At 58.4% G+C, this 25,091-nt stretch carries 27 protein-coding genes; 9 read left to right on the top strand and 18 right to left on the bottom strand.

The genetic code is table 11. The features are described from left to right. Positions 1-20 precede the first annotated feature (20 nt). The gene (gene hppD, locus ACR0C9_RS04460) at positions 21-1,118 is read right to left on the bottom strand and encodes a 4-hydroxyphenylpyruvate dioxygenase (RefSeq protein ID WP_480780473.1); all 1,098 of its coding nucleotides are present in this window, start codon (positions 1,116-1,118) and stop codon (positions 21-23) included. 147 nt (positions 1,119-1,265) lie between these two features. Between hppD and ACR0C9_RS04455 the strand changes: the two genes are divergently transcribed. After that, positions 1,266-1,721, top strand: coding sequence for an Lrp/AsnC family transcriptional regulator (locus ACR0C9_RS04455; protein ID WP_170451354.1), 456 nt, complete (start codon positions 1,266-1,268; stop codon positions 1,719-1,721). Positions 1,722-1,740: 19 nt separating this feature from the next. Beyond that, on the top strand, positions 1,741-3,621 hold the full coding sequence (locus tag ACR0C9_RS04450) for a monovalent cation:proton antiporter-2 (CPA2) family protein (RefSeq protein WP_170451356.1): 1,881 nt from the start codon (positions 1,741-1,743) through the stop codon (positions 3,619-3,621). A 31-nt stretch (positions 3,622-3,652) separates the two neighbouring features. On the opposite strand, the gene cobT is transcribed toward ACR0C9_RS04450, so the two are convergent. Next, positions 3,653-4,663, bottom strand: coding sequence for a nicotinate-nucleotide--dimethylbenzimidazole phosphoribosyltransferase (gene cobT / locus ACR0C9_RS04445; protein WP_480780472.1), 1,011 nt, complete (start codon positions 4,661-4,663; stop codon positions 3,653-3,655). A gap of 78 nt (positions 4,664-4,741) precedes the next feature. On the opposite strand from cobT, the gene cobS reads away from it, so the two are divergent. Then, positions 4,742-5,506 (top strand): adenosylcobinamide-GDP ribazoletransferase, encoded by a 765-nt coding sequence (cobS, locus tag ACR0C9_RS04440; protein WP_480780471.1) that lies wholly within the window; start codon positions 4,742-4,744, stop codon positions 5,504-5,506. Here cobS and ACR0C9_RS04435 read toward each other — a convergent pair. From ACR0C9_RS04435 to ACR0C9_RS04400, 8 genes are all read right to left on the bottom strand, one after another. Further along, the gene (locus ACR0C9_RS04435; protein WP_170451362.1) at positions 5,503-6,264 is read right to left on the bottom strand and encodes a potassium channel family protein; all 762 of its coding nucleotides are present in this window, start codon (positions 6,262-6,264) and stop codon (positions 5,503-5,505) included. The two genes, cobS and ACR0C9_RS04435, sit on opposite strands and share 4 nt — an antisense overlap. Positions 6,265-6,382: 118 nt before the next feature. Continuing rightward, entirely contained in the window at positions 6,383-6,898 is a 516-nt protein-coding gene (locus ACR0C9_RS04430) for a CarD family transcriptional regulator (RefSeq protein WP_170451364.1), read from the bottom strand. Positions 6,899-7,182: 284 nt separating this feature from the next. After that, positions 7,183-7,521, bottom strand: a complete 339-nt coding sequence (gene fdxA / locus ACR0C9_RS04425; protein ID WP_170451366.1) for a ferredoxin FdxA — start codon at positions 7,519-7,521, stop codon at positions 7,183-7,185. Positions 7,522-7,587: 66 nt separating this feature from the next. Beyond that, complete coding sequence (locus tag ACR0C9_RS04420) at positions 7,588-7,956, bottom strand: RNA-binding S4 domain-containing protein (protein WP_170451368.1); 369 nt, start codon at positions 7,954-7,956, stop codon at positions 7,588-7,590. 8 nt (positions 7,957-7,964) lie between these two features. Continuing rightward, on the bottom strand, positions 7,965-8,270 hold the full coding sequence (locus ACR0C9_RS04415) for a hypothetical protein (protein ID WP_170451370.1): 306 nt from the start codon (positions 8,268-8,270) through the stop codon (positions 7,965-7,967). Between the two features lie 6 nt (positions 8,271-8,276). Next, entirely contained in the window at positions 8,277-8,468 is a 192-nt protein-coding gene (locus ACR0C9_RS04410; protein ID WP_170451372.1) for a hypothetical protein, read from the bottom strand. A gap of 90 nt (positions 8,469-8,558) precedes the next feature. Beyond that, the gene (locus ACR0C9_RS04405; RefSeq protein WP_170451374.1) at positions 8,559-11,372 is read right to left on the bottom strand and encodes a helicase-related protein; all 2,814 of its coding nucleotides are present in this window, start codon (positions 11,370-11,372) and stop codon (positions 8,559-8,561) included. A gap of 22 nt (positions 11,373-11,394) precedes the next feature. After that, positions 11,395-12,003: a tetratricopeptide repeat protein gene (locus tag ACR0C9_RS04400; RefSeq protein ID WP_170517983.1), complete on the bottom strand. Its 609-nt coding sequence runs from the start codon at positions 12,001-12,003 to the stop codon at positions 11,395-11,397. Between the two features lie 30 nt (positions 12,004-12,033). On the opposite strand from ACR0C9_RS04400, the gene ACR0C9_RS04395 reads away from it, so the two are divergent. The 3 genes from ACR0C9_RS04395 (at position 12,034) to ACR0C9_RS04385 (ending at position 15,202) form a co-directional block, all read left to right on the top strand. Continuing rightward, positions 12,034-12,324 carry an SCP2 sterol-binding domain-containing protein gene (locus ACR0C9_RS04395; protein ID WP_170451378.1) on the top strand — a complete coding sequence of 97 codons (291 nt, stop codon included), beginning with the start codon at positions 12,034-12,036 and terminating at the stop codon, positions 12,322-12,324. After that, on the top strand, positions 12,324-13,283 hold the full coding sequence (locus tag ACR0C9_RS04390; protein ID WP_170734554.1) for an alpha/beta hydrolase: 960 nt from the start codon (positions 12,324-12,326) through the stop codon (positions 13,281-13,283). Before ACR0C9_RS04395 ends, ACR0C9_RS04390 begins: the two co-directional genes overlap by 1 nt. A 98-nt stretch (positions 13,284-13,381) precedes the next feature. After that, entirely contained in the window at positions 13,382-15,202 is a 1,821-nt protein-coding gene (locus ACR0C9_RS04385) for a M3 family oligoendopeptidase (RefSeq protein WP_480581584.1), read from the top strand. 68 nt (positions 15,203-15,270) lie between these two features. Here ACR0C9_RS04385 and ACR0C9_RS04380 read toward each other — a convergent pair whose 3' ends face one another. Next, entirely contained in the window at positions 15,271-16,149 is an 879-nt protein-coding gene (locus tag ACR0C9_RS04380) for a LysR substrate-binding domain-containing protein (protein WP_480780470.1), read from the bottom strand. 116 nt (positions 16,150-16,265) lie between these two features. On the opposite strand from ACR0C9_RS04380, the gene ACR0C9_RS04375 reads away from it, so the two are divergent. Then, positions 16,266-17,015 carry an SDR family oxidoreductase gene (locus tag ACR0C9_RS04375; RefSeq protein WP_170621640.1) on the top strand — a complete coding sequence of 250 codons (750 nt, stop codon included), beginning with the start codon at positions 16,266-16,268 and terminating at the stop codon, positions 17,013-17,015. Positions 17,016-17,032: 17 nt separating this feature from the next. Next, positions 17,033-17,422, top strand: a complete 390-nt coding sequence (locus ACR0C9_RS04370) for an ectoine synthase (RefSeq protein ID WP_480780469.1) — start codon at positions 17,033-17,035, stop codon at positions 17,420-17,422. 80 nt (positions 17,423-17,502) lie between these two features. Here ACR0C9_RS04370 and ACR0C9_RS04365 read toward each other — a convergent pair whose 3' ends face one another. The 4 genes from ACR0C9_RS04365 to ACR0C9_RS04350 form a co-directional block, all read right to left on the bottom strand. Then, positions 17,503-17,772: a DksA/TraR family C4-type zinc finger protein gene (locus tag ACR0C9_RS04365; RefSeq protein ID WP_170451390.1), complete on the bottom strand. Its 270-nt coding sequence runs from the start codon at positions 17,770-17,772 to the stop codon at positions 17,503-17,505. Positions 17,773-17,828: 56 nt separating this feature from the next. Continuing rightward, positions 17,829-18,803, bottom strand: coding sequence for a Gfo/Idh/MocA family protein (locus ACR0C9_RS04360; RefSeq protein WP_480780468.1), 975 nt, complete (start codon positions 18,801-18,803; stop codon positions 17,829-17,831). A gap of 144 nt (positions 18,804-18,947) precedes the next feature. Further along, positions 18,948-19,844 carry an RNA polymerase sigma factor RpoH gene (gene rpoH, locus ACR0C9_RS04355; protein WP_170451393.1) on the bottom strand — a complete coding sequence of 299 codons (897 nt, stop codon included), beginning with the start codon at positions 19,842-19,844 and terminating at the stop codon, positions 18,948-18,950. 146 nt (positions 19,845-19,990) lie between these two features. Continuing rightward, complete coding sequence (locus ACR0C9_RS04350; RefSeq protein WP_480780467.1) at positions 19,991-21,025, bottom strand: RluA family pseudouridine synthase; 1,035 nt, start codon at positions 21,023-21,025, stop codon at positions 19,991-19,993. Between ACR0C9_RS04350 and ACR0C9_RS04345 the strand changes: the two genes are divergently transcribed. After that, positions 21,024-21,329, top strand: coding sequence for a DUF6476 family protein (locus tag ACR0C9_RS04345; protein ID WP_170451397.1), 306 nt, complete (start codon positions 21,024-21,026; stop codon positions 21,327-21,329). The two genes, ACR0C9_RS04350 and ACR0C9_RS04345, sit on opposite strands and share 2 nt — an antisense overlap. A gap of 10 nt (positions 21,330-21,339) precedes the next feature. On the opposite strand, the gene ACR0C9_RS04340 is transcribed toward ACR0C9_RS04345, so the two are convergent. Genes ACR0C9_RS04340 through ACR0C9_RS04330 form a run of 3 tightly spaced genes read right to left on the bottom strand, consistent with a single transcriptional unit; the run spans position 21,340 to position 25,055 of the window. Next, a complete protein-coding gene (locus ACR0C9_RS04340; RefSeq protein WP_170621636.1) occupies positions 21,340-23,247 on the bottom strand; it encodes an ATP-grasp fold amidoligase family protein in 1,908 nt (635 codons plus the stop codon). A gap of 25 nt (positions 23,248-23,272) precedes the next feature. After that, the gene (locus ACR0C9_RS04335; RefSeq protein ID WP_480780466.1) at positions 23,273-24,328 is read right to left on the bottom strand and encodes a glycosyltransferase family 2 protein; all 1,056 of its coding nucleotides are present in this window, start codon (positions 24,326-24,328) and stop codon (positions 23,273-23,275) included. A 31-nt stretch (positions 24,329-24,359) separates the two neighbouring features. Beyond that, the gene (locus ACR0C9_RS04330; RefSeq protein ID WP_480780465.1) at positions 24,360-25,055 is read right to left on the bottom strand and encodes a class I SAM-dependent methyltransferase; all 696 of its coding nucleotides are present in this window, start codon (positions 25,053-25,055) and stop codon (positions 24,360-24,362) included. Positions 25,056-25,091 lie beyond the last annotated feature (36 nt).

Raw genomic sequence — 25,091 nt, 5'->3', positions numbered from 1 at the left:
CTTCGCCTATCAGGCGCGCGTCAAGCCGCCGAAATCTCGCCGCTTTCGATCTGCTCACGCTCGATGGATTCGAACAGGGCCTGAAAATTACCCTCGCCAAATCCGTCATCGCCCTTGCGCTGGATGAATTCGAAGAAGATCGGGCCGATCACGGTTTTTGAGAAGATTTGCAGCAAAATCCGGGTCTCACCCCCATCCACAACGCCTTCACCGTCGATCAGGATGCCGTGTTTCATCATCCGGTCCAACGGCTCGTCATGATCCGTCACACGCTCTTTCGACATGTCGTAATAGGCGCGGTTCGGGCCGGGCATGAATTTCAGACCGTTCCCGGCGATGGCATCGGTCGAGGCATAGATATCCTCGCTGCCCACCGCGATATGCTGAATGCCTTCGCCTTTGTATTTCTTGAGGTAAGACACGATCTGCCCGGTCTCGCCGCGATCCTCATTGATCGGGATACGAATGCGGCCACAGGGTGAGGTCAAGGCGCGGCTGTAAAGCCCGGTGAACTTGCCCTGAATGTCGAAGAACCGGATTTCGCGGAAGTTGAACAGATCTCCGTAAAACCTGAACCACTTGTCCATGTTGCCCTTGTAGACATTGTGGGTCAGGTGATCGAGGTAATAGAACCCCTCGCCCCGCGGCTTGGATTCCTTGATCCACTCGAATTCCTGATTGTAGGGCGATGTGTCGTAATACTGATCGATGAAATACAGCAACGATCCACCAATGCCTTTGATGGCAGGCACGTCCATGGTTTTGTCCGCCCCGTCATAGGGTTCGGCCCCTTTGGACACCGCGTGATCATACGCCTTTTGCGCATCCGCCACACGCCAGCCCATGGCAGGCGCGCAGGGGCCGTGCTCGGCCACGAACTTGTCGGCAAAGCTGTCCGGGTCGGCGTTCAGGATATAGGTGACATCGCCCTGTTGCCACAGCTCGACCAGGGGTTTGGCCTTGTGGCGGGCGACCAGATCGAACCCCATCTTGGCGAACAGATCGCGCAGTTCTTGCGGGTTCGGATGGGCGAATTCGACAAATTCAAACCCGTCGGTGCCTGCGGGGTTTTCTGAACTGATAACGGATTTCGGGGCGTTGTGCGGGAAAGGACCCATGGCGCGTCTCCTTGGGAAGCCGGTAATTCATTGCTGATTCTAAAATACGCCTTAGCCAACGCTGTTTCTGCGCATTGTTTTCATGTAAAATAAAGAAAGACGCGCAAAACTCGCATCTGTGAAAAGAAAACTGAAAAAACGCCGCACATGCTTGATCATATCGATATCGGATTGCTTGCAGCTTTGCAGCGGGACGCGCATCTGACGGCGCAACAGTTGGGCGAGGTGCTGAACCTGTCGGCCAGTCAGGCGGGTCGCCGCCGTCAGCGGCTTGAAGCCGAGGGTTATATCACAGGGTACGCCGCCCGGCTGGACCCGCTCAAGCTTGGGCTACATGTTCAGGGATTTATTCAGGTTCATTTGGGGACCCATGGCCCCGAACAATCCGCCAGCTTTGCCCGAATGGTCGACGCCCGCCCCGAGATCACCAGCGCCTGGACGATGACGGGTGAGGCAGATTACCTGCTGCATGTCTATTGCGACGATCTTTCCGCGCTCAACAGCTTGCTTCATCAGGTGATCCTGCCGCATCCTGCTGTAGCACGGGTTCAAAGCCAGATCGTGATGGACCAACTGAAACGCGACGCCCCCCTGCCGACCTGAGCAGGCAACGAGGACACATATGGACGATTTCCTTTACCAGGCTTCAATTTATCTGGCTGCCGCCGTGATTGCCGTGCCCCTGTCGGCACGTCTGGGGCTGGGGTCAGTGCTTGGATACCTGGCCGCCGGCATCATCATCGGCCCCATTCTTGGCCTGGTCGGCGCGGAGACCGAAGATTTGCAGCACGTGGCCGAGTTCGGCGTCGTCATGATGCTGTTCCTGATCGGTCTTGAGCTGGAGCCACGGGCCTTGTGGGACATGCGGGACAGGCTGCTGGGGCTGGGCGGGCTACAGGTCTTGTTGTCAACTGCCGTCATCGCAGGCGTTGCCTTTTATGCAAATCACCCTTGGTCCGTCGCCTTGGCCGTTGGTTTGACCTTATGTTTGTCCTCGACGGCGATTGTGCTGCAAACCCTGTCGGAAAAGGGCTTGATGCAGACAAATGGCGGGCGGGCCACCTTCTCGGTACTGCTGACGCAGGACATTGCGGTCATCCCGATTCTGGCCATGCTGCCCCTGCTTGCCCTGCCAGCCATCCCTCATATCGAGGCTGACGGCTCGATCGATCGCGGCGCTGAGCATCTGCATGACGCCGGACATCACAGCCTGTCTCTGGTCGAAGGGTTGCCGGGCTGGGCGGTTACGCTGGTGACGTTAGGCGCTATCGCTTTTGTCATTCTGGCAGGCGTCTACCTGACCCGCCCGCTGTTCCGTTTCATCCACGCCACCCGCCTGCGCGAGATGTATACGGCGCTGGCGCTGATGATCGTGGTGGGCATTTCCTTCCTGATGACCCTTGTCGGCCTGTCGCCCGCTTTGGGTGCCTTTCTGGCGGGCGTTGTGCTGGCCAGCTCGGAATTCCGGCACGAGATGGAAAGCGACCTTGAACCCTTCAAAGGGCTGTTTCTGGGGCTGTTCTTCATCACCGTCGGGGCCGGGATTGACGTTGCCTATTTCTTCAACGACCCGCTGGACCTGATTGGCTTGGCCCTGCTGGTGATCCTTGCCAAGGGGATCATCCTGTATATCGTCGGCAAGGCGTTCAAACTGAAGGGCCGGGATCATTGGCTGTTCACCCTGGGTCTGGCGCAGGCAGGCGAATTTGGCTTTGTGCTTCTGGCCTTTTCGCGGCAGCAGAACGTCATCCCGCAGGATCTGGCCCAGAAACTGCTGATGATCATTGCTCTGACGATGCTGATCACGCCCCTGCTGTTCATCATCTATGACGTGCTGTCGCGCAAAATCGGCGAACCCACCACCACGATGGAACCCGATGAGATTGACGAGAGAGGCCCGGTGATCATCGCCGGCATCGGGCGGTTCGGTCAGATCGTCAACCGACTTGTGGTGGCCAGCGGCTTCAAGACCATCGTTCTGGACCACGATATCGAAACCATCCAGTTGATGCGGCGTTTCGGCGTCAAAGGTTTTCTGGGGGATCCGACACGGCCCGAACTTTTGCGCGCTGCGGGGCTCGAGAAAGCCTCGGTTCTTGTCGCCGCGATGGATGATCGGAAAACGGTGACGCGGCTGGTCGGCTTTGCCCGACGACAGCGCCCGGACCTGCACATCATCGCGCGCGCCCATGACAGAACCCATGTGTACGAGCTGTATCAGGCCGGAGCCAACGACATCGTGCGTGAGATGTTCGACAGTTCCTTGCGCGCCGGGCGCTATGTTCTGGAGAATATCGGCCTCAGCGAATACGAGGCCGCGCAGGCCGAACAGACCTTTTATCACCACGACCGGACGTCAGTGCGCGAACTGGCCGAGCTGTGGATCCCGGGCATGCCGACGGCCGAGAACAAAAAGTACATCGAGCGTGCGCAGAAACTGGAAAAGGATCTGGAAACGGCGCTTCTGGAACTGGCCGAAGAACATGCCAAGAAATCCGCCTGACCGGGGCCGCAGCCCGGGTCAGACGCTTTGTTTATCCGTCTGAAACGCCTGCCTCGGCAAAGGTTGCCATGCCCGAATGGCAGGCAACCGCGCTTTTGAGGATGTTGATCGCCAGGGCTCCGCCCGAGCCTTCGCCCAACCGCAGACCAAGGCTCAGCAGGGGATCCTTGCCCAGCTTCGACAGCATGGCCCCATGTGCGCCCTCTGCGCTTTGGTGACCGGCAACCGCGTGATCCAGCGCCGAGGCGGACACGCGCGCCAGACATGCGGCAGCTGAGGTGCAGATAAATCCGTCCAGGATGATCGGAATACGCAGGACGCGCGCAGCGGCGATAGCGCCTGCCATTGCCGCTATCTCGCGCCCGCCGAGGCAGCGCAGAATATCCAGCCCGTCCTCGCTGGCATGGCGCGCCACGCCTTCGGCCACAACGCGGGTTTTGTTGGCAAGGCCCGCATCGTCAACGCCGGTCCCGCGCCCGGTCCAGTCTGCAGCATCCCCGCCGAACAGCGCACAGGCAATGGCCGCTGCGGGGGTGGTGTTGCCGATCCCCATCTCGCCGACCACCAGCAGATCGGATTGCGGGTCCACGGCATTCCAACCGGTTTGCAAGGCGCTGAGAAGTTCGGCCTCGGTCATGGCAGGCTCTTGCGTGAAATCCGCCGTGGGGCGATCCAGTTCCAGCGCGTGGACGTCCATCTTGGCTCCCGCTGCCTTGGCCAACTGATTGATCGCCGCGCCGCCATGTTCGAAATTCATCACCATCTGAACGGTGACCTCGGGCGGAAAGGCCGAAACGCCCTGCGCCGTCACCCCGTGGTTGCCCGCAAATACGATGACCTGAGGGGCTTCGATCTGTGGCCGCGCATCCCCGCGCCATGAGGCGTACCAGATCGCCAAATCCTCAAGCCGCCCCAGCGCACCGGGGGGTTTGGTCAACTGACCATTACGCTCGGCTGCTCCGGTCGCCGCGGCGGTGTCCGGTTCCGGCGCGTTGGTCAACGCTTCGCGGAACGTGTTCAAATCATTCAGTTCGGGCAGCATCAAAGCCTCATTGCATCAGAGTGGTCCTGTGTGTTTAACCGAAGCTGAGATACCAACAAGACCCCGAAAGGCGCGAGGGTGCATAAAAACGACACCAATCCGGTTTCCGTACGGGATATACCGCTGGCGCTGGTCCTGCTGACTCGCCTGCCCCTTCCCCGCTTGCCTAAGCATGTATTTGCCCGTCAGGCACAGGCGGTTTGGGCCTTTCCCATCGTCGGGCTGGTGATCGGCGCATTGGCCTGCTTTGTCGGCTGGATCGCGCTGACGCTTTCGGTGCCGCCATTCATTTGCGCCGCGTTGCTGGTGGCAACCCTGATCATGACGACCGGAGCGATGCACGAGGACGGGTTGGCGGACACGTTCGACGGGCTGTGGGGCGGGTTCACGCGCGAACGACGGCTGGAGATCATGAAGGACAGCCAGATCGGTACTTATGGCGTGTTGTCCCTAATTGGTTCGCAACTGATCCGCATTTCGGCAATCGCAAGCCTTCTGGCTGCCGGCGCGGTCTGGGGTGTTTTGGCGGCCTGCGTGTTTTCGCGCGCTGTCATGCCCGTTCTGATGGCCGGGCTGCCGAACGCACGGCAATCGGGGCTAAGCCAATCTGTTGGCGCGCCGACCTTTATGGCCGTTGTAATTTCCTTGGGTTTGGCTCTTGCTATCGGTCTGCTGCTGATCGGTGCGCAATTCCTACTGCCTGCCCTGTGCGCGGCGTTGATCGTGGTGGGGCTGGCACTTGTCGCCAAGGTAAAGATCGGCGGGCAGACCGGGGATATTCTGGGCGCGTCCCAGCAACTGGCCGAGATCACGTTCCTGATCGCCCTGACCGCTTTGATCTAGGAAACGCCGCCCGTCTTGATGTGCAGGGTGCAACCGCAATGTTTACAATGCACCGCGTCCGGGTCGTGCCGGTACAGGCCACAGCTGGGGCATTTGTGGCGCACTTTCTGCGGCATGAAGATCGCCTGCGCCAGCCGCACAAACAAGGCCACACCAACCACCATGATAAAAACCGAAAACAGCTTGCCCCACGGCGTGGACAGCGTGATGTCGCCAAACCCTGTCGTGGTCAGGGTCGCCATCGTGAAATACAGCGCGTCGATATAGGGGTTGGGCGTGTTCTCGGGGATGAAGAACACCAGAACAGCGGTCGAGGTTGCAAATACGAAAACCAGCAGGTTGATAGCTGCGATAACAGCATCTTCATGCGTGCGGAAAAAGTTGCTGTCGCGCCGCAGATCCCGCAGCAGATGATAGGAATGGATCAGACGCAGGGCCCTGAGGATACGAAGGAATGCCAGATTGCCTGTCAGGAACGGATCAAGCACCAGCGATACGATCACAACAATATCGGCCAGCGTGTAAATCTGGCGCAGCAGCTTCCACCGGTCCTTTGAGATCCACATCCGGGCTGAAAAATCCAGCATGATCAGCAAGCCAAGTATGATGCTGATCGCCGTCACCCATGGCCCATGCGGGAAATGGGCCGTGGCGACAAAAAATACGATTGTCGCCACGTCGAACAGGATCAGCCCATATCGGAACCAGACCGAAACCGGGTCTTTTCCAATGTAAAGAAACTTGACCGTCTGCTTCATCCCGAGCCTGTATCTGCTTGCATCTACAGCAAAACTAGCCGGTTTTCAGAAATCCACCAAGCAACGAAAAAGGCCGCCCCGGTGCCAGGGCGGCCTTTCCAATTCAAGCGTCGCAAACTTAAGCAGCGGCAGCGCGCGAGGTCAAAACGTCATCCACCTGCTTGGCAGCCGAAATCTCTCCGGCACCGGAAACGGCGGCGACTTCGCGGGTCAGACGCTCAAGCGCGGCTTCGTACAGCTGACGCTCGGAATAGCTCTGCTCGCGCTGATCGTCTGTGCGGTGCAGGTCGCGGACCACCTCGGCAATCGAGATCAGATCGCCCGAGTTGATCTTTTGTTCATATTCCTGCGCCCGGCGCGACCACATGGCGCGTTTGACCTTGGCCTTGCCCTTCAGCGTCTTCATCGCCTGGCTGATCACGTCCGGCGAGCTGAGCGACCGCAGACCGGATTCGGTGACCTTGTTGGTCGGCACCCGCAGGGTCATCTTGTCTTTCTCAAATGAGATGACAAACAGCTCGAGCGAGAAACCCGCGACGTCCTGCTCCTCGATCGAGATGATCTGGCCCACGCCATGGGCGGGGTAGACAACATAGTCGTTGGGGCGAAACTCAAGCTTTTTCGACTTTGTCATTCAGTTTATTCCTTGGTTACGGACCGGGACGCAGACGACAAAACGCCACAAGCGGGGTCTGGTTCAGCCCCGTCTGGCGGCATATTCGTCACAAAATCAGAACTCCAAAGCGAGCATACTTACGGAGTACATCCCAATCTCAGTCATCATGTAGGATCGGAGTATATCACAAAAATGCGACACCCGAAAGTTTACCTAAGGTAAAATTTCATTATTCGGCCTGTTTTCAACAGGCTAACCTGCGTTGGCGCTGAAATCACTCCAACGCGTTTCAGGCGAATCGCTTAGCCGCCCTCGCCAGGAGCTTCGGAGAAATACTTCTCCATCTTGCCTTCTTCGCCATCCCGTTCTTCCGCGCCGGGCAGAGGGTCTTTCTTGGTGACGATCACCGGCCATTGTTCCGAGAACTTGCGGTTGAACTCGACCCACTGTTCCATCCCCGGCTCGGTATCGGGACGGATGGCATCGGCGGGGCATTCGGGTTCGCACACGCCGCAATCGATACATTCATCGGGGTGGATGACCAGCGTGTTCTCACCCTCGTAGAAACAGTCCACCGGGCACACTTCGACACAGTCGGTGTATTTGCAGGCGATGCAGTTTTCGGTGACGACATAGGTCATGGTGGGATTCCCATTAGCGGTTTGGGCGTCTAGCTAATTCAGTCTGCGCGCCTCTTCAAGAGAGGATCACCCTTTGTGGGTGCGAGAAAGATCAAGCGCGCGGCGTTCTTTCTTGGTTGGACGACCTTTTCCCTCATATCCCGGATTTTCAGGAGGGCTTTCCCGTTTTTCCGTCATATCGAAGTAAAGCGTCTGCGCCTCGGGGGCCGGACCGCGACGTTCGCCCAGCTTTTCGACGCGTACAACCCGGACGATACGCCCCTGCGGGAAGGTCAGAACATCACCGGGCGCCACCGCTTGCGCCGGTTTCAGCACCCGGTTTCCGTTCAAACGCACGTGACCGCCGCTGACCTGTTTGGCGGCCAGGCTGCGGGTCTTGAAGAACCGCGCCTGCCACAACCATTTGTCGATCCGCAGCTTGGTATCAGTGGTCATGATGACCTTCAGGGTGTAAGTAAGTTGAATTTCAACAGCAGATCATAGCCGGTCATGATCACATTTATGAACAATGCCACAACGATTGTGGAAATATTGTCCCGCATGACCCCGCCAAATTCTTCGGCTGAAGATTTTTCGCAGGTTGCCAAAATGAAAAACAGACAAATGATCGCCGATATATTGAAGAAATTCACCGCGACGGCAATGAAGTCATTTTGGGTTTCCGTGACGCCGTTCCCGAATGTCCAAAAGTAGTAGACGGCCACTCCTATCAAGGCGGCCGCCAGGGAAATCGTCAGGGATTTTGGCATTTTGTCTTACTTTTGAGGAATTTCATTTGTCAGGACAACACCTGACACACCGGCAGCCGCACCCAGTAAAACCGCCAGCGCCATCGGGCCGGAAACAGCCAAAACTGCCGCACACGCGCCCAAAGCGGGAACCCCCCCGTTAACGATCATGTCGCGGGAGGAGAACTTCTTTTTAACTTTCTTACTTTGAGCGGGCATATCGCTATTCCACCTCAAATCCATCTGGCCTTTATGATATAGGAACCCTCTGGAAACCTGCAAGAAAAAACGCCAAAGGCTGGATAACGATCAGTTACCGTCCTTCAGGCCCATCAGCGCGGCAGCGAACGGGTTATCGGGATCGATGGCCTTTTCCTTTTTCGGAGGCCGCGACGAGAAGGTCTTGGAGCCTTGCGGCTTGCCACCTTTCTTGCCCTGCGGTTTGCCGCGTCCGTCCTGAGGCTTGCCGCGCGGTTTGCCCTTGCCCTGCCCCTGCTCGCGGCGCGGGCCACGGGATTGCTGGCGCTGGCGACCCCAGGTGAAGGTGTAGAAGACCTCGACCTCGGGTTCATCTGACGCGGGTGCCTCGGCTGCCGCCTCGGTGCTGTCGGTGGCCTCGGCTGACGCCTCGGCGGGTGCGGCGGTTTCTTCCGCAACGGCTTCGGCTGCCGGGGTTTCTTCGGCGGCGGGTTGCTCGGTCGTTTCTGCCGCTGGCTGTTCAACAGGCTGTTCGACGGGCGCAGGTTTGACTTTCTCGCGCTCGCCGCGTTCAGCCTTGTAGCCCAGCCCCTGCATCAGGTCGGCAAACTGCTCCAGCGTCATGCCGGTGATCGACAGCATGTCGGGCTTGGCTTCGAACCCGCCCCGGCTGTCCTCGGCACGCAGCATGTCGGCCAGACGTTCCAGCATGTCGATCCGGATCGAGCGTTCGCCCGCGTCGCGGTAGCCGCACATGGTGTCATAGCCCTGCGGCGCGTCCTTGGCGACGGGCACGGTGACCAGACCCGGAGGCGGTGCGTCCGGAAACTCCTGCAAGCCTTGTGCCAACGCCCACAGAACCAGACGCAGGCGCGTGGGTGCGGGTTTCAGCAAGAGCGGCATGAAGATGGTGAACTGACCAAAACGGATGCCATGCTTGCGCAGCGCACCACGGGCGTCCTGATCCAGATCCTTGACCTCTTGCGCGACCTGCGCGCGGGGCAGCACGCCCAGCGCCTCGACCATGCGGAAGGCAAAACCCTTGGCCAGACCGCTCAGTTCCTCGTCTCGTGACAGGTTCAGCAGCGGCTCGAACAGCGCGGCCACTTTGCGGTCGATGAAGTGTTGCAGACGGCGCTGAACTTTCTGTTCCACATCGGGACCTGCGGCCTCATCTACAAAAACCTCGACCACGGGTTTCAGGGGGTCTGCCCCGGCAACCAGTTTGCCGACAGCATATTCGCCCCACATCAGGCCACCCTGATCGGTGAAATCAATTTCGGTATCGGGCGCGTTGTAGAAGCGGTCGGCACGCAGATGGAATTGCGGCGCGAGTGCTTGCAAGGACGCCGATTTCAAAGCTTTCGCCTCGGTCCCCTGCGCGCTTTTGTCCGGCGAGAACCGGAACCCTTCCAGACGACCGACGAATTCGCCTTCGACGGTCACTTCACCCTTGTCATTTACTTCGGCCAAAAGGGCCTCCTTCTGTTTGAGCCGGCGCAGCAATACGGATGTACGCCGGTCCACAAATCGTTGGGTCAGACGGTCATGCAGAGCGTCCGACAGCCTGTCTTCTACAGTGCGCGTCTCATCACGCCAATGCGATTCGTCGCGTACCCAGTTGTTTCGTTGCGCAACATATGTCCAGGTGCGAATATATGCCAACCTTTTGGACAATGCATCGATATCGCCGTCGGTCCGGTCAATCCGGCGGATTTGCCGCGCCATGAAGTCATCGGGGATGCCGCCGCGTTCGTGCAGGTGGCCATAGATCACCTCGAGCAGGCTGGCATGTTCGGCATGGCTGATGCCGCGGAAATCGGGGATTCGGCAGACATCCCACAGCAGACGGATCGACGGGCCATCACTGGCCCGGGCCGCCACTTCGGTCACTTGCGACAGCGATTTGAGCACGTTCAGGTCATCGGCAGGCCGCGCCTTGATCAGATGTTCGTCATTCGGGCTGACCTCAAGCGAGTCGATCAGCGCGTCGATCGAGCCGAAACGCAAAGCGGCATTCCGCCAGTTCAGCTTTTTCATCGGCGTGAATCGGCTGTCCATGATCGCCTGCGCTGTACCTTCGTCCAGCGGCGGGGCCTCTCCGGTCACGCCAAAGGTGCCGTCGGACATACCGCGCCCTGCCCGGCCTGCGATCTGCGCCAGCTCATTCGGCGCAAGCGGGCGCATCCGGCGGCCGTCGAATTTGGTCAGGGACGAAAACGCCACATGGTTCACATCCAGATTGAGGCCCATGCCAATGGCGTCTGTGGCGACCAGATAATCAACCTCGCCATTTTGATAGAGTTCAACCTGAGCGTTCCGCGTGCGCGGGCTGAGCGCGCCCATGACTACAGCCGCCCCGCCTTTTTGGCGACGCAGCAGTTCGGCGATGGCATAGACGTTATCGACCGAGAATCCGACGATGGCGCTGCGCGGCGGCATCCGGCTGATTTTCTTGGATCCGGCATAGACCAGTTGCGACATGCGTTCGCGGCGGACGAACTGCGCCTCGGGGACCAGCGCCGCAATCGGGCCGCGCATGGTGTCCGAACCAAGAAACAGCGTCTCATTGGTGCCACGGGACCGAAGCAGGCGGTCGGTGAACACATGGCCGCGCTCGGGGTCGGCGCAGAGCTGGATTTCGTCAATGGCCACGAAATCGGCGCCCATTCCCTCGGGCATCGCTTCGACGGTGCAGACCCAATACTGCGCGCGCGGCGGCACGATCCGTTCCTCGCCCGTGACCAGCGCCACGACCGAGGGGCCACGAATGGCGACGATCTTGTCATAGACCTCGCGCGCCAGCAGGCGCAGCGGCAGGCCTATGACACCGGTGCGGTGCCCCAGCATGCGTTCGATCGCGTAATGGGTTTTGCCTGTGTTTGTCGGGCCAAGTACGGCCACTATTCGGGATGACCCGCTCACCTTTGCCCCCTGCCCCGGTTCGTCAGAGCGCTGAGCCCTCGACCTGAGGCTTCAGTCGATTCACGGCATTGGTTACTTCTTCGTGGTGCGGATGTATAGCCAGCGCGCGCGAATAGGCATCGAATGCCTGTTCGGGCTTTCCAACGATCTCGAAAATCAGACCCAGGCCATAGATCGCTTCGTAATTGTTGGGGTTCAGGGTCAGGGCATATTCCAGATCGGCCGCAGCCATACCGAACCGTTCTAGCCCAAAAAACGCCGAGGCGCGCAGATGCCAGCCTTCCGCGAAATCGGGCGCGTGATCCGTCAGAGCGGTCAGATGCTCGATAGCTGCGTCAACGTCGCCCTCATCCAACGCGTCGCGCCCGCGCTCCAGCAGTAAATCCGCCGAGGCCGACCCCGATTGCGACCACAGCGCCTGCAACTGCCGGTCAAGGCCAATGGCCTGCTCGGGCGTTGATTGCGCCAATTGTTGCAGCAACTGCGATTCATCCCGGGAATCGGCCTGCTGAGCGGCAGAAACTCCGGAAAACATGACTAGGACGGCAAGTGCCGCAACGGTACCTTTGAGATTGATCATTGCAATGCCCATAACAATCGTCAGTGTAGCGTTGCGACCGCGGATGTCCATTCACGGCGCACTAACAAAATGAGGAACACCATGAGCGAGATTCTTGAAAAGGCGGCAGCCGCACTGAACGAAAAACTGTCGGGTGGCGCGTTTGACGCCTCGGCCAAGTTTGCGATTGCCGAGCACGGTGCCATCGTTCTGGATGCAGACGGCGCACGCGTCAGCGATGAAGACGCAGATGTGACCCTGACCGCCGATGCTGATACGTTCGAACAAATCCTCAGCGGTGAACTGAACCCGACGGGCGCGTTCATGTCAGGCAAGCTGAGCGTGGACGGTGACATGGGTATTGCCATGAAACTTGCCTCGGTGCTGGCCTGATGGAGTTGTCGCCGGCCCCCTTGTTCGAAGATGTGGCCGGCGGTCCTGCTGGTGGTGCGGCCCATTGGCTGCACACCGCAGATCAAAAGCGTATCCGCGTGGGCCATTGGCGGCCCGAAGGCGATACGCACGGCACGGTCTTCATGTTTCCGGGCCGAACGGAATATATCGAGAAATACGGCAGCACAGCGGGTGAGTTCGCAGAACGCGGTTTTGCCATGCTTGCCGTCGACTGGCGCGGCCAGGGTCTGGCAGATCGCCTGCTGGACAACCCGCGTGTGGGTCATGTGGACCACTTCCCGGACTATCAGCACGATGTGACTGCGGTTTTGGATCTGGCGACACAGCTTGACCTGCCGAAACCCTGGTATGTCATCGGCCACTCGATGGGCGGTGCCATTGGCCTGCGTGCTGTGATCGAGAAGAATTGCTTTGCCGCGTGCGCCTTCACGGGGCCTATGTGGGGCATTTTCTTCACGCCGATCATGAAACCGCTCAGCCGTGTAACCGCGTATTGGGGAACGGCCCTTGGGCTGGGCGAACGGACGCCGCCGACAACCTCGCTGGACAGCTATGTGTTGACGCAACCGTTCGAAGGCAACGTTCTGACCCGTGATCCGGTCATGTACAAGATGATGCAGGATCAGCTAGAGGCGCATCCCGAACTGTCGCTTGGCGCACCGTCAAACCTGTGGCTGCGCGAGTCACTGGACGAATGCGCCTGGTTGATGGATCAGCCTGCCCCGGACACAGCCTGCCTGACTTTTTTGGGCAGTCACGAACAGATCGTGGATCGCAAGGCAATCCGTGCGCGTATGGCCAACTGGCCCAACGGGAAGCTGGTCGAGATACCGGATGGCGAACACGAGGTTCTGATGGAGGCCCCCGACGTGCGCGGACCGGTTCTGGACCAACTCGCGGCGCATTTTCTGGCCAATCAATCCAACGGTACACCCTAGCCCCCACTTGTATTGATCGCCCGTGTGCAAACTGGCCGCTTGTGATCCCCGCGCGCCAGCCCTAGATGTTTGCCAAAGCAGTCTTCAAAAGGTGATCTATGCGCGACCTTCCCTTTCCCGTCCGTGATGCGAATGCCGTCGGCGGTGCCGACAATCTGGGCAACCTGCCGGAATGGGATCTGAGCGATCTCTACACCGCAGAAGACGCGCCCGAGCTGGATCGCGATCTGGGATGGCTGGAAGGCGAATGTGCGTCTTTTGCTGCGGATTATGAGGGCAAGCTGGCCGAACTGGACGCAAACGGCCTGCTGACCTGCGTGCTGCGCAACGAAAAGATCAACTCGATCGCCGGGCGGATCATGTCCTTCGCGGGCTTGCGCTATTACCAGCTGACCACCGATGCCGACCGCGCCAAATTCCTGTCGGACATGCAGGAGAAGATCACGATCTTCACCACTCCGCTGGTCTTCTTCACGCTGGAACTTAACCGCATCGACGACGATGTGCTGAAGGGGCATTTCGACGCCAATGCCGATCTGGCCCGGTACGAGCCGGTCTTCCGGCGCATCCGCGCGATGAAACCCTATCAACTGTCCGACGAGTTGGAAAAGTTTCTGCACGATCTGGGCGTCGTCGGTGACGCATGGGAACGCCTGTTCGACGAAACCATCGCCGGGCTGACCTTTACCGTCGATGGCGAAGAGCTGAATATCGAAGGCACCCTGAACCTGCTGACCGAACAGGACCGCAGCAAACGCGAGGCGGCGGCGCGCGAACTGGCTAGCGTATTTCAGGACAACATCAAAACCTTCGCCCGTGTGCACAACACGCAGGCCAAGGAGAAAGAGATCCTAGACCGCTGGCGCAACATGCCGACAGCTCAAACCGGTCGCCATCTGTCGAACGACGTCGAACCCGAAGTGGTCGAGGCCCTGCGTGAGGCCGTCGTGGCGGCCTACCCCAAACTCAGCCATCGCTACTATGAGTTGAAACGCAAATGGCTGGGTCTGGACGTCATGCAGGTCTGGGACCGCAACGCGCCCCTGCCGATGGAAGACACCCGCATCGTTGGATGGGATGAGGCCGAAAAGACGGTGATGGACGCATACAACGCGTTTGATCCGCGTATGGGAGAGATCGCCTCGCCCTTCTTTTCGAAAGGCTGGATCGATGCAGCGGTGAAACCGGGTAAGGCGCCCGGCGCCTTTGCGCATCCAACCGTGACCGACGTGCATCCTTATGTGATGCTGAACTATCTGGGCAAACCGCGCGACGTGATGACCCTGGCGCATGAGCTGGGCCACGGCGTGCATCAGGTTCTTGCCGCGGATCAGGGTGAGATGCTGTCATCCACGCCGCTGACATTGGCTGAAACGGCGTCGGTGTTTGGCGAAATGCTGACCTTCCGCAAGATGCTGGATCAGGCCGAAACGCCGGAACAGCGCAAGGTGCTGCTGGCCGGCAAGGTCGAGGATATGATCAACACGGTGGTCCGCCAGATCGCCTTCTACGACTTCGAATGCAAACTGCACGCCGCCCGCCGCGCAGGCGAGTTGACCCCGGATGACATCAATGCCCTGTGGATGAGCGTTCAGGCCGAAAGCCTTGGTCCGGCATTCGAATTTATGGAAGGGTATGAGACCTTCTGGGCCTATATCCCCCACTTTGTTCACTCACCCTTCTACGTCTACGCCTATGCCTTTGGCGACGGCCTCGTGAACGCGCTCTATTCCGTTTACGAAAGCGGTGCCGAGGGGTTCGAGGACAAGTATTTCGAGATGCTGCGCGCTGGTGGATCAAAACACCACAAGGAATTGCTGGCCCCGTTTGGGCTGGACGCGAGCGATCCGAAGTTCTGGGACAAGGGCCTGTCGATGATCTCGGGCTTCATTGACGAGTTGGAAGCGATGGAGGGGTAAGGCGGTCCTACAAAGGACTGCCTACAACGCTTTGCGCAACAAACCGGGCTTCGATGGGAGCCCGGTTATCAAAGGGACATGAGCCACTTCTTGAATATTCTCACCGTGACCCTCTCCTGATCGCCGGGGCGGCAGACAAAGTAGAGCCCGCGACCCAGAGGAACACGGCTTTCATCAAGGCGGATCAACCGGCCAAGGTTCAAATCCCTTTCCGCTAAAAGATGTCTGGCCAGCGCCACGCCTTGCCCGTCTATCGCCGCCTCTAACAAAACAGCACTGTCCACGTATTTGATGCTCTGCGCATTGATCCGATCAGGGTTCAACCCGACTTGTGCGGCCCAGCTTTCCCAGCCGATATTGAAGGCATCGTGCAATAAAGGCAGGTCCGCCACATCCTCGGGCCGCATCGGCAGGCGCGTTTTCCCAACAAGGGACGGCGCGGCCACGACAATCAGGTCTTCTTGTCTGATTTGCTCATGATACAGCCCGTCCCAACCGGGCTCCCCAAACCGCAGGGCGACATCGACCTCGGATATATCGAAATCCGCAAAGGCATCGTTTGTATCCAGCAACAACGTGATCCCCGGATGTTCCTGCTGAAACGACCCCAGCAGCGGTACAAGCCATTTGAGCGCCAGGGACGTGGACAAAGACACTGTGATCGACTGGCGGTGATGCAGCCGCTTCACCTCGGCCACGCCCAGTTGCAAGGCCGAAAAGGCGCCGCGTGTCGAGTGATACAGGCGTTCCCCGGCCTTGGTCAGTTCAACGCCATTCGGGCGACGGTGAAAGAGCGTCACACCCAGATGCAGTTCCAGCAGTTTGATCTGCCGACTGATCGCCCCGTGCGTGACGTTCAGCGCATCTGCGGCCTTGGACAGGCTCGAATGGGTTGCGGTTTCGTCAAAGGCCTGAAGCGCGCGCAGGTGTCTGAGGTTTTCCGTCATGTGAGGAAACCTAACAGCTATGCCCGATAAACTCGATAGGTCCGCTTAAACCTGCAGGGTTATTCTGCCGTTAACTCAAAAAACCTCACACAACTTTCGCACGGGAAGGACACACTATGGCTGACGTCAAAGTTGCACTTATGACAGGGACCGGACAAGGCATTGGCCGGGGCTGTGCCATCGAAATGGCAAAGGCAGGCTACAAGGTCTCGCTGATGTCCCCATCCAATCGGTCTGTGGAATTGGCCGAAGAACTTGGCGGCATTGGCCGCCGAGGCTCGGTGCTGGATATCGATGATCTGCAGGCAATGATCGACACAACCATGAGCAAGTATGGCAGGATCGATGCCATCGTCAGCAATATGGGTCATGGCGGGACGGTTCCGGAAGCCATCAAAACCGTGGGCTTCGATCCTGATTTTGACGGGCCACTGTTGGAGCTGAGCGATGAGCTTTGGCACGAAAGTCTGGACATGTATGTGCTGAACGTCGTCAAGATCGCCCGCATCGTCACGCCCATCCTGATCGAACAGGGCGGCGGTGCATTCGTGAACATCTCGTCCATGAACACGATCGAGCCGCGTGCGCCCTACCCCATGAGCATGCTGCGCGGTGCTCTGCACAGTTTCTCAAAGCTTTACGGCGACCGCTATGCACGGCACAACATTCGCATGAACAATCTGCTGCCGGGATTCTGCGAGAACGTGAACCTGTCCGAACGGGCCCGCCGGGAAATCCCCGCGCAGCGTCCCGCGACATTCGAGGAGATTGGACAGGCCTGCGTATTTCTCGCCAGCGAGGGGGCCAGATACATTAATGGTCAGAGTATACTGTCCGACGGCGGGATGAACCGCGCGGTACGATAACAACGAGGCGGCGAAAGATGATTGTAAAGACGCTCAAAGATATCCTTGGCACAGATCGGGACGTTTCCGGCCCGGGGTGGAAAAGCCGGCGGCTATTGCTGGCATCTGACGGCATGGGCTTTACGCTGACGGATACGATCATCAAGAAGGGTGCCGAGCTTGAGCTTGAATACACCCATCATCTGGAGGCGTGTTATTGCATCGAAGGCAGGGGCCAGATCAGGGCGTTCAACGACGAAACCTGGCATCCGCTTGAACCATTTACCCTGTATGCCCTGGATCAGCATGACCGGCACATCGTGCGCGCGACAGAAGGTGATCTGCGTCTGGTCTGCGTCTTTTCCCCGCCCCTCAGCGGGCGAGAAGTGCACCGCGAAGACGGCAGTTATGCGTTAGATGAATCCTGACAGCAATGTTTCGGGCAGGTCCGCGATTTATGCAAATTGCAGCATCGGCTGAGATGGGGTCAAAGCAGCCACAACACAGGTCACTTTAACTGGCTATCCTTGGACCCCCGCCGATTGATCCCGCCGCGCGACTTGAAACTGCTGTCCCGCTCCTGCTGGCACTCCAGACACAGCTTCACACCCGGCAGCGCGGCGCGACGTTTCTCGGGGATCGGTTCCTCGCACTCCGCGCAATGGGTCAGGCTTTCGCCCTCGGGTCGCTTTTGCGCCTGCATCCGGGCCAGTTCGTCAGAAATCGACGCCTCGATCTGTTCACTTACCGCACCGTCGCGTGCCCAGCCGCCTGCCATGGGTCCTCTCCTGTTCCGAAGAGTGACAGGATAACCGAGCCAGCGGCTATGGCAAGTTACAGGGCCACTGCTCCGTCAAACACCTGATCAATCATCAGCTGCGTCCTGCGTGAGAATTCCAGCGGGCACGGGTAATCGACACCCTCGCGCACGGATCGACAAAACGCCTCGATCTGCAGCTTGTAGTGATCGTCGCCCGGAAAACGCGTGACCTGAACCTCAAGTCCCGGACGGTGCAGTTCAACCCGCGCCTCGCCAAAGACACGCGCGTTGAACGGGGCGGTCAGGCGGATCACGCCGCCTTCGCCGTGAAACACCATCTCTTGATGCGGGTGCATCCGGATCGAGACATAAGCCGAATAGGTGAAGTCGGGGAATTGCGCCCGAATCTCGGTGAAGGCATCAATCCCGTTTTCCCAACGGATCGCAGATTGAACGGTGACGGGCTCCTGCCCTGTCGCGAAGCGGGTCGAGCCGATCACGTAAACGCCGATATCCCGCAGGCCACCCCCGCCCGTTTCCGCCTTGTTGCGGATGTTTCCAGTGTCCGCGCGGTTGTCAAAGCTGAACGCACCGATCACATGCGCCAGTTTGCCGATGGCCCCATCGGCGATCAGCTTGCGTGTCAACTGCCACTGTGGATGGTGGACGATCATATAAGCCTCAGCCGCCAGCAGGCCGGTCTGATCACGTTTGTCAATCAAAGCGTCGAATTCATCAGCGCGCATGGTCATGGGCTTTTCACACAGCACATGCTTGCCCGCATCCAGCGCCTTCAGGCTCCATTCCACATGCAGGTGGTTTGGCAGAGGGATATAAACCGCATCGATCTGCGGGTCCGCCAGTATCGCCTCGTAGCTGTCATAAATGTTCAGATCCGGACAGAACGCCTGAAACGGAGCGGCCTTCGCAGGATCCGAGGTCGCCAGCCCATAAAGCTGCGCACCGTCTGCTGCGTGGATCGCCGGGGCCAGATATTGACGCGCAAATTTCGAGGCCCCAAGAACGCCCCATCGAACCGGTTTCTGCATTGTCCCCTCCGCCGTTAGCGCAACCAAAGTTGGGTTCTACTTAACGGGAGAAGGCTGCGCTGTCATGCAGGTTTCGTGGAGGTTGGCTAAAAGAAAACCGGCCCAACAGGGTTGAGCCGGTCATTCGGTGCACAGGCAGCCCGATCAGACAGTGCCGAGCATACCCTTCTCGCGCGCCAAATCGCGCATCTTCTTCTGCAGCTTTTCAAAGGCGCGCACCTCAATCTGGCGGATTCGTTCGCGGCTGACATTGTACTGTGTGCTCAGCTCTTCCAATGTAACGGGCTGATCCATCAACCGGCGTTGAGTCAGAATGTCCTTCTCACGATCATTCAGCACTTCCAAAGCGGCTGCCAGCAGCTCGCGCCGCGCGTCCAGTTCATCGCGCGCCTCATAATCACCGGCCTGATCTGCGTCTTCATCCTCAAGCCAGTCCTGCCATTGCATGGTGCCTTCGCCTTCGGACCCGACGGTCGCGTTCAGCGAGGCATCGCCGCCGGACATGCGGCGGTTCATGCTGATCACTTCCTCTTCGGTCACACCGAGATCATTGGCGATCTGCGCGACATTTTCAGGGCGCAGGTCGCCCTCTTCCAGCGCTCCGATGCGGGCCTTGGCCTTGCGCAGGTTGAAGAACAGCTTTTTCTGCGCCGAGGTCGTGCCCAGCTTTACCAGAGACCACGACCGCAGGATGTATTCCTGGATCGAGGCGCGGATCCACCACATTGCATAGGTGGCAAGGCGGAAGCCCTTTTCTGGGTCGAACCGTTTGACAGCCTGCATCAGGCCCACGTTCGCTTCGGAAATCACTTCGGCCTGCGGCAGGCCATAGCCGCGATAGCCCATGGCGATTTTGGCCGCCAGACGCAGGTGAGACGTCACCATTTTATGCGCGGATTCAGTGTCCTGCTCTTCCACCCAGCGCTTGGCCAGCATGTATTCTTCTTCCGGCTCAAGCAGCGGAAACTTGCGGATTTCCTGCATATAGCGGTTCAGGCCGCCCTCGGGCGTCGGTGCGGGGAGATTTGCGTAATTTGCCATATATGATGTCCCTCCGACAAATGTTTAAGTCTTTAACATAGGAGATAGGTAAGGAACCCACCCCTTTCAAGAGGTACCGTTAACAGTTTGGAATTAAGCTTAGGTAAAGGAAAGATAAGAAAGCCTTACTCACGACAGTTTGCGGATTATGTCAGCGGTGTGCGCAGAGTGTCGATCAAATTCTGCATGTCGGCGGGCAATTCGGCCTCAAACCGCAGGTATTCGCCCGTTACAGGGTGTTCAAAGCCCAAAACAGCGGCATGAAGCGCCTGTCGGGGGAAGGCGCGCACGGCCTCGGCAGTCGTCGGGCTAAAGGCTTTGGTCGCCAGTTTGCGCTTGCCGCCATAGACCGGATCTCCGACCAGCCCGTGCCCGGCATGGGCCATGTGAACCCTGATCTGATGTGTCCGACCGGTTTCCAGCCAGCATTCGATCAATGCCAGCCCTGCAGGAGCGCCAAACGTCTCGACGACCCGTGCCCGTGTAACGGCGTGCCGCCCGCCATGGAACAGCACAGCCTGTCTTTGCCGATCCGTCTTGTGCCGCGCCAACTGAGTCGTCAAACGCATGATATTGCCGGGTTCGAAACTGACACCCTTCACCCCACGCAAACGCGGATCATTGGCATCGGGCACCCCGTAGCAAATGGCGCGATAGTAACGCTCGACGCTATGCGACTCGAACTGAGCGGCCAGCCCGTGATGTGCCGCATCTGATTTAGCGACGACCAGCAAGCCGCTGGTTTCTTTATCTATTCTATGAACGATGCCGGGGCGTTTGACGCCACCGACCCCGGAAAGATCCTTGCCGCAATGGTGCAACAGAGCGTTGACCAGCGTTCCATTGGGCGAGCCCGGCGCCGGATGCACCACCATGCCTGCCGGTTTGTTGATCACGATCAGGTCTGCGTCCTCATAGACAACCTGCAGCGGAATATCCTCGGGGCCGATATGGCTGTCTTCGGCTTCGGCGACGGTGATGGCCACCGTAGCACCTTCGGGTACTTTGTATTTCGGATCGAGAATCGTGACCCCGTCAATGGACACCGCGCCCTCTTCAATCAAACGCGCCAATCGGGTGCGCGACAGGTTCTCATCGGCTGGCACATCCCGCGAAAGCGCCTTATCAAGGCGGGGCGGCGGATCGGCCGCGATCTGAAACTCTATCTGGCGGGTGCCCATGACTGTTCCTTCCGACCCCCAAGACGAACCGCAAGAGACGCCACAACTGCGATTGCTGCGGCGCATGGTCATGCTGCTGACCGCGGTGATGATTGGCGGGGTTCTAGTGACATTCGCACTGATTGTCATCCGCTTAACGGACCGCACCCCCACCCTGCCCGATCAGGTCGAATTGCCCGATGGTGCAAGGGCGCAGTCGGTCACGATTGGCAACAACTGGTACGCGGTGGTGACCGATGACAATCGCATTCTGATTTTCGACAAGACAACTGGCCGGTTGCGTCAGGAAATCACGGTCGAATAAACCCGCGATTTTAGGTCGGGAACAAACGTGTCCCCGTCCACGCCTCGCCCAACTGCGCGTCCAACTCGGGCGTGCGCATCTGACGCTTGCCGCCAAAGGGGCAGAGCGTGATTTCACCAAGGTAAATCTTGTCGCCAATCGCATAGAGATCCACCCGCGCAAATTCGACCCGCTGACCAATCGCTTCGGCGATCTGAACCATGTCGTCAAACCGTTCGGGCCTTGGCTCGGTGTCTTCACTGGTTTTGAAATACAACTCTTTGGGAATGAAGTTGAAGTCCCGGTCATGGATCATCTGCACATGCCCACGAGACCGATCCCGGTCGACCTGAACAAGCTGCACCCGCCCGGCGACAACCCAGAATTTCCAGTCGATGATATCCTCGCCTTCGGCGGCAAGGTCTTCTTCGATGAAATATTGCGTGTCTATGGTCGAATACCACCATTCGGCCGCCCAATATCCGTGCGGGACCGGCTTTTTGCTCCAGTTGACAAGCTTTTCGTTGGCCAGATCATGTTCTTCGGCGGTCATGGGCCAGGTCATACGATGATTTTGACCCTGACCATTGTTGCACTTTAGCCAATAGCTACCCGGTTCCAGATCAATATCCGCCGGCAACTCTGGCGTTGGTGAATTCCAGTACCGTTTGACAGGGGTTAGAAGATGTCTGGCGGTGTCCGGCACATATCTTTCAGCAGTCAGCTTATCCGCGGCAGAGACAACCGGCATCTCGGCAAACAGCTTCATGACCAACAGTTTTTCCGTCACGGTCTTCGGGTTGGACAAGTCCGGCAAATAGCGCTGGTTGTTGGCAAAGCGCGATAAGGACATCGACAAGGCATGCATGCGGGACACGTCGCTTTGATAATGATCCCAGCCCCGTCGGTGTCCTGCGCGCGGCTCGCTGTTCACACCGTAGAGACCGCGCTCTCTGATCTTGTCCAGTTCAAGCTGAGCGACCTTAAGATACTGTTCCGAATTGGAAACCTGCGCAACGGACATAACACCTTTGGTGGATGCACTGATCTCTTCCTTGCTGATGCGCAGTTCAGGCAGGTCACCCGGAAACACGATCTTCTTCGGAGCGCCCTTGCCCTTTCTCGGCAAAGGCGCATCCGCCGGGCGGATGCCCAATCCCCGCAATCGCCGATCCAAAAACGAATGACGGTTAATTCCTTTGGCGATCCACCACCGCATCCGACGGCCCCAAAGATGCACAGCAAGGGTTTCGTCCGTTAGATACTTCCGTCGGAACTCGCGCGCGGAAATATCGTTCGCCTGCCCCGTGTGCCGGAACGGAAGGGGATAGAAAACCGAAACAGGGCTCGCGTGTTCAATCTCACCATGGTGCCTCAGGAACCATGTCAGCACGCCTGGCCCATACACACTGTGCGCTTGTTCCGACGCATGAGGCAGCTCACCGGTGCGTTTCTGGCGTTCCAGCTCTTCCCGCTCTTCACCCTCGATCCACGGGCGGATCGGGAACGGATCAAGGCTGTATTCAGTGTAACCCCGCAATGCCGGACTGTCAGATGGCAACCGCATGATCGCGTTGCAGATCGTGGTATTGTTGAAATACCCAAAAATATGATCCGCTTTCGGGATCGGGGCCAGCGAGATTACATCCGTATCGCACCACAGAAAATCGGTTTTCTTCATAAGTTGCAGCCGGAAGATATCCGACTGCGGGACCGGAGTTTTGAACTGGTTGTTCATGATGAATTGCTGCGGCTCGTGAATTTCATTTGCCGACACCAGCTCGATACCTTCGGGTACGTTTTCGACCTCGCCATAGTGGAACAGCACCACTTTGTGTCCGTTCGCCACAAAGGACAGCAGGCACATCTGCTCGAGAAAACTCAGCGGTCCTTCCAGCCAGAGCATTCCAACCGTCGGAAGCTTGTTGTCGACAACCATTAATTCGATTCTCCGGGGTCTTTATTCACATATCCGGTTGATTTTGATCAGACGGGCGCGGCAAAGGTTCGCTTCTGACGCGCTCGCGTACGCCACGATCCTGTTCAACAAAGCTGGCTGCGGGTCGCTCCACAAGCCGTTGATACAGTTCATTATAATCCGGAACCTTCATAAGGTCGGAAATAAGGTCTTTGTGCCAGCGAAACGCCCTGCGATGCAACCGCTGCAGCACCTCGTCCGATTTGAACTGCTTCAGCATCTCTGCCGTTTCATCCTGATAGCACAGAATGGTTTCATCGCGCGATCCACCTCGGTTCCAGCGATCCCAGTATTCGGTTCCAAGGGTCTGAGACGAATGGTTCGCCCGGCCGCGGCTGCGTTTTGCCAGATATGCTTGGGTCGAGCGCACGGCATAGTGGTTGATCTGCGCGACCTCAAAGCCAAACGGCGGCGAGACGTGGTTTCCGAAGGGCGCGGGTTCCCTTGCGTGCCCACCCGCCACAGAGCGGAACACGCTGGACTGGAACTCGGGCCTGGGATGCGGGTTGTGCAGACCGAAGCGGTTGTAAAACTCCCCCTGCCGGAAGATCGACTTTACAAATCGCCGCCCGGCCCCGCCCTGTTCAAAATCCAGTTCGCCGTCAAGAAACTGCGCCGTGACCGGAGAATCCCGCAACACATGACGACCATTGTTCGAGAATATCTTCCACGGGATCGAGATAACATCCACATCCGGGGTCGCCTCGATCAGGTCGTCGACCTTGTGGTTCCCGACATGGATATTCAGAAACTCGTCAGCATCGCAGACATAGATCCACTTCGCCTCTTTCACCACCGGCAATCGACGCGCCTGCCGAAGGGCAGACCGGTGAATCCCTCCGACGCCGACCCGGTTGCGGCGAAACTCGACATGCCCGAGCTCTTGCAGCCGTCGCAGGATGCGATTTGTCCCGTCCGAGCAATCGTTGGTGTAGACGATGATCTTGTCAAAGCCGAGCACTTTGTGATGGGCCACCCATTCAAGAATGTAAGGCCCCTCATTCTTCATGGCGGTGATGACGATTTTTTCAGGGTTTTGCATCTGATGCGCTCGGTCTCAAAACTGGGTCAGATCAGCCTTTGCTGTCATCCTGAGGCTCGATCTTCTCGATCGCGATCTGTGCGCCTGCGATGGCCCGGATACGCAAGTGGCGCGGATACTGGCCCAGGAATTCGTTCACGGCACGGATCACCCCGTCCCCCCACCAGCCACGGCGGTGATAGTCATCAAACGCCATGATCCCGCCGATCTTCATCTTGGGGAACAGCGCGGCCAGATCTGCCGAGACCCCCTCGTAGGAATGATCGCCGTCGACATAGGCGAACGAGATACTCTTTTCGTCAAACAGTTCCAGCGCGGGAACCGAGAAATCGCGAATGATGCCAACCTTGCCCTCTTCGATCTCGGCCTCGAACGCCTTCACGACCTTTTGGAAGATCGCTTCCATCTTCTCGTCTTCGGTCCGGCCAACAAACGCGGTGGTATGGGATTCTTCGCCAATGTGCTTCCACGGGTCGATCAGGAACAACTGACTTGGCTCGATCAGTTTCAGAATGGTCGGAGAAAACTCGCCCTGCCAGACGCCAATCTCAACCGCGACGCCACCCTTGGGCAGCCTTGAAAGAAAAGTCCGTCGGATGGCCTCTTTCGAATTCTTGCGCTTGGTCACCTTGTCCGCCTTCGGTTTCAGCGGGCTTCCGGGTGCTGCACCTATGACCTTGGGTTCGTTTGACATCTCGACCTCGCTTGGCAGACGGGTTTCAGTCACACACAGAACCCGTTTTGTTCATTGAGCAATGGCTAT

The organism is Ruegeria sp. C12 (genome assembly GCF_056537745.1).
Note: the sequence above shows the minus strand (reverse complement) of the source record. Positions and strands in the feature narration are given on the sequence as shown.

Coding starts and splice junctions, on each gene's coding strand:
- ACR0C9_RS04390 (WP_170734554.1), top strand. CDS start 12,324: ATGGAGTTGTCGCCGGCCCCCTTGTTCGAAGATGTGGCCGGCGGTCCT.
- ACR0C9_RS04450 (WP_170451356.1), top strand. CDS start 1,741: ATGGACGATTTCCTTTACCAGGCTTCAATTTATCTGGCTGCCGCCGTG.
- ACR0C9_RS04415 (WP_170451370.1), bottom strand. CDS start 8,270: ATGCCAAAATCCCTGACGATTTCCCTGGCGGCCGCCTTGATAGGAGTG.
- ACR0C9_RS04350 (WP_480780467.1), bottom strand. CDS start 21,025: ATGGGCACCCGCCAGATAGAGTTTCAGATCGCGGCCGATCCGCCGCCC.
- fdxA (WP_170451366.1), bottom strand. CDS start 7,521: ATGACCTATGTCGTCACCGAAAACTGCATCGCCTGCAAATACACCGAC.
- ACR0C9_RS04335 (WP_480780466.1), bottom strand. CDS start 24,328: ATGCAAAACCCTGAAAAAATCGTCATCACCGCCATGAAGAATGAGGGG.
- ACR0C9_RS04435 (WP_170451362.1), bottom strand. CDS start 6,264: ATGAAGCAGACGGTCAAGTTTCTTTACATTGGAAAAGACCCGGTTTCG.
- cobT (WP_480780472.1), bottom strand. CDS start 4,663: ATGCTGCCCGAACTGAATGATTTGAACACGTTCCGCGAAGCGTTGACC.
- ACR0C9_RS04410 (WP_170451372.1), bottom strand. CDS start 8,468: ATGCCCGCTCAAAGTAAGAAAGTTAAAAAGAAGTTCTCCTCCCGCGAC.
- ACR0C9_RS04400 (WP_170517983.1), bottom strand. CDS start 12,003: ATGGACATCCGCGGTCGCAACGCTACACTGACGATTGTTATGGGCATT.
- ACR0C9_RS04455 (WP_170451354.1), top strand. CDS start 1,266: ATGCTTGATCATATCGATATCGGATTGCTTGCAGCTTTGCAGCGGGAC.
- ACR0C9_RS04340 (WP_170621636.1), bottom strand. CDS start 23,247: ATGGTTGTCGACAACAAGCTTCCGACGGTTGGAATGCTCTGGCTGGAA.
- ACR0C9_RS04360 (WP_480780468.1), bottom strand. CDS start 18,803: ATGCAGAAACCGGTTCGATGGGGCGTTCTTGGGGCCTCGAAATTTGCG.
- ACR0C9_RS04370 (WP_480780469.1), top strand. CDS start 17,033: ATGATTGTAAAGACGCTCAAAGATATCCTTGGCACAGATCGGGACGTT.
- rpoH (WP_170451393.1), bottom strand. CDS start 19,844: ATGGCAAATTACGCAAATCTCCCCGCACCGACGCCCGAGGGCGGCCTG.
- ACR0C9_RS04395 (WP_170451378.1), top strand. CDS start 12,034: ATGAGCGAGATTCTTGAAAAGGCGGCAGCCGCACTGAACGAAAAACTG.
- ACR0C9_RS04365 (WP_170451390.1), bottom strand. CDS start 17,772: ATGGCAGGCGGCTGGGCACGCGACGGTGCGGTAAGTGAACAGATCGAG.
- ACR0C9_RS04375 (WP_170621640.1), top strand. CDS start 16,266: ATGGCTGACGTCAAAGTTGCACTTATGACAGGGACCGGACAAGGCATT.
- ACR0C9_RS04380 (WP_480780470.1), bottom strand. CDS start 16,149: ATGACGGAAAACCTCAGACACCTGCGCGCGCTTCAGGCCTTTGACGAA.
- ACR0C9_RS04430 (WP_170451364.1), bottom strand. CDS start 6,898: ATGACAAAGTCGAAAAAGCTTGAGTTTCGCCCCAACGACTATGTTGTC.
- ACR0C9_RS04345 (WP_170451397.1), top strand. CDS start 21,024: ATGACTGTTCCTTCCGACCCCCAAGACGAACCGCAAGAGACGCCACAA.
- ACR0C9_RS04420 (WP_170451368.1), bottom strand. CDS start 7,956: ATGACCACTGATACCAAGCTGCGGATCGACAAATGGTTGTGGCAGGCG.
- hppD (WP_480780473.1), bottom strand. CDS start 1,118: ATGGGTCCTTTCCCGCACAACGCCCCGAAATCCGTTATCAGTTCAGAA.
- ACR0C9_RS04385 (WP_480581584.1), top strand. CDS start 13,382: ATGCGCGACCTTCCCTTTCCCGTCCGTGATGCGAATGCCGTCGGCGGT.